General features: G+C 66.8%; 4 protein-coding genes and 1 pseudogene. 3 read left to right on the forward strand and 2 right to left on the reverse strand.

Features of this window, described 5'->3' with window-relative positions; all coding sequences use genetic code 11:
• Nucleotides 1-69 precede the first annotated feature (69 nt).
• A complete protein-coding gene (locus tag H8R17_RS44560; protein WP_187828859.1) occupies nucleotides 70-636 on the reverse strand; it encodes a GNAT family N-acetyltransferase in 567 nt (188 codons plus the stop codon).
• Between the two features lie 638 nt (nucleotides 637-1,274).
• Between H8R17_RS44560 and H8R17_RS44565 the strand changes: the two genes are divergently transcribed.
• The gene (locus H8R17_RS44565) at nucleotides 1,275-2,069 is read left to right on the forward strand and encodes a GntR family transcriptional regulator (protein ID WP_187828860.1); all 795 of its coding nucleotides are present in this window, start codon (nucleotides 1,275-1,277) and stop codon (nucleotides 2,067-2,069) included.
• Here the strand turns inward: H8R17_RS44565 and H8R17_RS44570 are convergent.
• Entirely contained in the window at nucleotides 2,053-3,093 is a 1,041-nt protein-coding gene (locus tag H8R17_RS44570; protein ID WP_187828862.1) for an XRE family transcriptional regulator, read from the reverse strand. The genes H8R17_RS44565 and H8R17_RS44570 overlap by 17 nt on opposite strands.
• A 429-nt stretch (nucleotides 3,094-3,522) precedes the next feature.
• Here H8R17_RS44570 and H8R17_RS44575 point away from each other — a divergent pair, with 429 nt between their 5' ends.
• Together H8R17_RS44575 and H8R17_RS44580 are read left to right on the forward strand one after the other, a co-directional pair.
• On the forward strand, nucleotides 3,523-3,876 hold the full coding sequence (locus H8R17_RS44575; RefSeq protein ID WP_187828861.1) for a hypothetical protein: 354 nt from the start codon (nucleotides 3,523-3,525) through the stop codon (nucleotides 3,874-3,876).
• 2 nt (nucleotides 3,877-3,878) lie between these two features.
• Nucleotides 3,879-4,341 (forward strand): annotated as a pseudogene (locus tag H8R17_RS44580) (hypothetical protein); the annotation flags it as partial.

Consider the following 4,341-nt stretch of genomic DNA (forward strand, 5'->3'; position numbering starts at 1 on the left):
ATGATCACCGTGATGAGCTGCGCGAGCACCCCAACCACTCGTCACACCAGGACCGTTGACCTGCACGAATCACGATGGAACTTCCTCAATGTCCGCGGCCAGCGCCGCGTAGATGTACTCGCTGCCCCAGCGATCCCCGTCGAGGTCGTTCTCGACCAGGTGCGCCTCCCGACGCATCCCGAGGCGCTCACAGACCCGCACAGACCCGGTGTTCTCCACATCCAGCCGTGCGTAGAGCCGGTGCACGCCCAGCCTGTCGAAGGCAAACCTGGCCAGCGTCATGGCCGCCTCGGTCGCATAGCCGTGCCCCTGGTGACGTGGGTCGAGAGTCCAGCCGATCTCAGCCTGGGCGGCGCGGGCATTGGCCAGGGTGAGCGTCACCTCGCCAAGGATGCCGGGCTCATCGCGTCGGCACACAGCAAGCGCCAGCTTGTCCCCGTCGGCGCACCAAACCGAGTGCGCCGCGCGCTCGGCCGCAACCTGCTCGCTGCGCTCCCGCGTGTGCGCCGGCCGGTACAAGTAGCGCGCCACGCTCGGCAGGCTCTGGTAGGCGTACAGGTCGTCGGCGTCGCTGGGAGTGAACAGACGCAGCGACAACCGGGGCGTGGTCATCGGCAGCAGTGAGGCGATGTCCATGCGGACCTCCGGGACGCGGATTTGGTCAAGATGCGGAACTGATCGTCGCATCACGACTGACGGGCAGCCACGCCTTTTTCAGCAGCGCCCGACAGCCCCACTCCACCACGAGGCACGGCATTCCAGGAGTCCTTTTACTGACCCACGCTCCCTAGCTGGGCGGTCCCGACCGGGCGGCCTGTCGAGCCGTGTGAGGTCGGTGGAGCGGCTTTGGGCTGGAGCTGCTTTGGGGCGAGTGATCATGGCCCCGTAAGCTTCCGGCGCGTCGGGCAGTCTGTGGACCTGCCCGGTAAAGCACGACGTTGGGGCCATGATCTTCGAGGCTCGCCCCAAAGTGGCTGCCTAAAGCCGTGGAGCCGACCGCCCCAGCCACAGAGGGTTTCTCCCACCTCATGCCCGCAGCTCGCCAGCGCGCCGCCGGGCGCGGCCAGCCGGGGCGCAGACAGGAGGCAGGCCGCGCCGCAGAGGCGGCGCGCGCCCGCGCCGTGCGCGGGCACTTGATGAACGTAGGGAAACTCTTACCGCGCTGGCCTGATCAGTACTGATCACGGGCACTGACGCTCACCTACTCACGTCAGTAGGTCCCGGCTACAGTTGTGCTGGCCGACATAGCAGGACGACAGGAGCGTGCTCGCCGGATGGGACCGAAGTCGGAGCGGGTCTACCGCACGATTCGTGAGTGGATCGCTGAGGGCAGGTACTCGCCGGGTTCCAAGCTTCCGTCCGAACGGACCCTGTCGGAGGACCTGGAGATCGGCCGCACGGCCCTGCGCCAAGTGCTGGCCAAGCTGGTTGCCGAGGGCGTCGTCGAGGTGCACGGCCGTAGTTCGTACCGAGTGCCGGATCGATCCGTGACCACGGAAGCGCCGGCGGATGTCGAGCCATGGCAGATCCACGGTGAGCGGACGCTGTATGACAACCGATGGGTGAAGCTGAGCCTCGTCGACGTTGAGCCGCCCGGCGTAGACCGTTTCGAGCACCATGTGGTCAGGCTTCATCATGTGGCTATCGCTGCCGTCATCGACGACCAAGACCGCGTGCTCATGATGTGGCGGTACCGCTTCGTCCCTGATGCCTTCGGCTGGGAGCTGCCGGGCGGCATCGTCGACCAGGGGGAAGACCCCCTCCAGACTGCACTGCGTGAGGTCGAGGAAGAGACCGGGTGGCGGCCGAACGCCCTGGAGCACGTGGTCACTTACCAGCCCATGGTCGGCATGGTCGACTCGCCTCACGACATCTTCGTCGGTGAGGGAGCGAAGCTCGTTGGGGAGCCGACCGATCTGGAAGAGGCGGGGCATATCGCCTGGGTTCCGCTGTCTGACATTCCGGGCCTGATGGCTCGTGGTGAGCTGATGGGGTCCGGCACGTTGGTCGCCCTTCTCCATGTGCTCGCTTCACGAGGGTCCGGCGCGTCCCCTACAACCGCTGGGTGAGCTGCTCTATCCGGCGCCTGTGACGTACTGACTTGGTTCGGCTCGCCGCGAGTCGGGCTTGCCGCAGGTGCTTTCGGGCTTGGTCGTGTTCCCCGCGGGCCAGGTGGGCTTGGGCCAAGTCGCAATGGAGCCCGGCTGACGCTCTGACGAACGTGGGGTCGGTCGTCTCCAGTGCCGTGTACAGGTTGTCCACGGCTTCGCCGTCGCCGATCAGGGCAAGTGCGTTCCCGCGCCACCTGGTGAGGTGGCTTTCGTTCAGGAAGATGCTCAGCATGTCCGGATCGCGGGCTTCATCTCCTGCGGGCAGATGACGTATCGCGAGGTCGAGAGCCCGTCGGCAGTCCTCTTGGAGCCCAGCTCGGGCGCAGATTTCCGCTTCGGCGGCGTGTAGCCACGCCGTGAGGCGCGGAGACATGCCCTGTCCTCCGAGACGCTGTGCTTCTCGAACAAGGTGCACTGCCATTTCCGGGCGCCCGGCGTCGCAGAGCACGTAGGCCTGTTCGGCGGTGGCGTGGGCGAGGTACATCGGTTCCTCGGCCTCCTGGGCGGCGCGCTTCCCCAGCTCGTAGTGACGCCAGGCTCGTTCGACGGCTCCGACGTCAAGGGCCTGCCAGGCCGCGAGGGTTGCCGCACCGGTCAGGGCCAGGGCGACCGGGCGTCGGGTCTCCGGGAGTACGGCGAAGGTAAGGGCGTCCTCCAGCCGCGTCAGGTGGGCAGTCATCTGGTCGACCAGGCTGGCGGCGCCCATCTGCCGGTCGATGGTCCGGAGCAGTTCAGTCTGGTCCATGAACGTCTTCACCATGGTCAGGCTGACGTTCCGCGCCTCGTCGATCCGCTCCATCAGCTCGTCGTAGCCGTCCGCCGTTGCGGGTGCCGGCGGCTGCGCTCCGCCTCCGAGCTCGGCGTCAGTGATGCCGAGGAGGGCACGGAGGATCTTGGCGTAGTAGCTGGAGATCGTTCGTCGGCCGTTCTCCCATTCCGAGACGTACACTCGCAAACTCGCGGTTGAGGCGACGGTGAGCATGTGCTGACGTGCATGGCGCTCGATCTCCCGCACCAGCTGCTCCTGTGACCAGGCCCGTGCCGTTCTTGCTGCCCTGAGTCCACTCATGTCGTACTGCCGTTCCTCCTGGGGTTGTTGAGCCGTAACAGCAGGATGCCTCACATCGGCGCAGGTAGGGAGGGGTTAACCGGTCTCGTGTTAACCCCTGTTGTCTACCGGGACGTTGTCTGGCGCGCTTTCCTGGAACCGTCGCAGTCAGGCGAGTTGAGGTGCCCGGCTCGCGACAGCGCTTGACATCTGGTGCGCACCAGATGCAACCTTCTGGTGCGCACCAGTTGGTGGCGTGAAGCACTCCGCAGCTTTGCTGCGGCATTCCAACCACGTTCACAGGAGCGGCGACCCACCGCCAAGCAAGTACGCCGCTCCCGCCCCTCTCAAGGGAGTTCCATCATGCGCCAGATTCCCGTAGACACGTCCGCCGCGACTGTGATGGTCGCCAAGGCCCCGCAGCCCAAGGTCCGTGACCGCCGGACCGGCGAGATCGCCACCGACGCCGACGGCGTCAAGCTAATGACCGTGGACGTGATGTTCGCGGCCAACGACGAAGTCGAGATCCTTTCCGTCGCTGTCCCGGAGCCTGGTATCTCCAGTGACCTGGCCATGGGCACGCCGGTGGCCCTGACGGGGTTGATCGCCCGGCCGTGGGAGAACGAGTTCAACGGTCAGAAGCGGCACGGGATCGCCTTCCGCGCGGTCGCCGTCACCTCGCTGGCCGCTACCGGTTCGGCATCTGAGGCGGCCTGATCATGACGTGGTTCATGGTCGCTGTGGTTGTGGTCGTCGCCGCTGCGGGATTCCTGCGGTGGCGGCGCCCCGCCTGGTACTGGCTGAGCTTTGGAGTCGTCCTTGCCACGCTGCGGGTTCTGGTCCGGTACGCCTCGGTCATGGACGCCTGTGGGCTGACGGTCCCGCCCTCGCGCTGGCGGCTGGCGCTGGCCCGGGTGGCCAACCGGCCGGTGCCGGAGTCCCGGGTGCCGCGCATCCTGCGGCTGCGGCCCACTCGGACCGGCCTGGTCCTGCGGCTCAAGCTCCGCCCCGGCCAGGACGCCTTCGACGTGTCGGCGGCCACGGACCGGCTGCGCCACTCCTTCGGGATGTACGGCGTGACCTCCCGAGAGGTCCGGATGCTCCTATGGCTGTCAAGCCGCTGGAGCCAGGTCGGTATGAGTGATTCGTTCGGTCGGTGTGCTGGTCAGTGCCCGGTAGACC

This window comes from Streptomyces sp. TRM68367, assembly GCF_014495685.1.
In the GTDB taxonomy this organism is placed as follows: Bacteria; Actinomycetota; Actinomycetes; order Streptomycetales; family Streptomycetaceae; genus Streptomyces.

Coding starts and splice junctions, on each gene's coding strand:
- H8R17_RS44570 (WP_187828862.1), bottom strand. CDS start 3,093: ATGCTCACCGTCGCCTCAACCGCGAGTTTGCGAGTGTACGTCTCGGAA.
- H8R17_RS44575 (WP_187828861.1), top strand. CDS start 3,523: ATGCGCCAGATTCCCGTAGACACGTCCGCCGCGACTGTGATGGTCGCC.
- H8R17_RS44560 (WP_187828859.1), bottom strand. CDS start 636: ATGGACATCGCCTCACTGCTGCCGATGACCACGCCCCGGTTGTCGCTG.
- H8R17_RS44565 (WP_187828860.1), top strand. CDS start 1,275: ATGGGACCGAAGTCGGAGCGGGTCTACCGCACGATTCGTGAGTGGATC.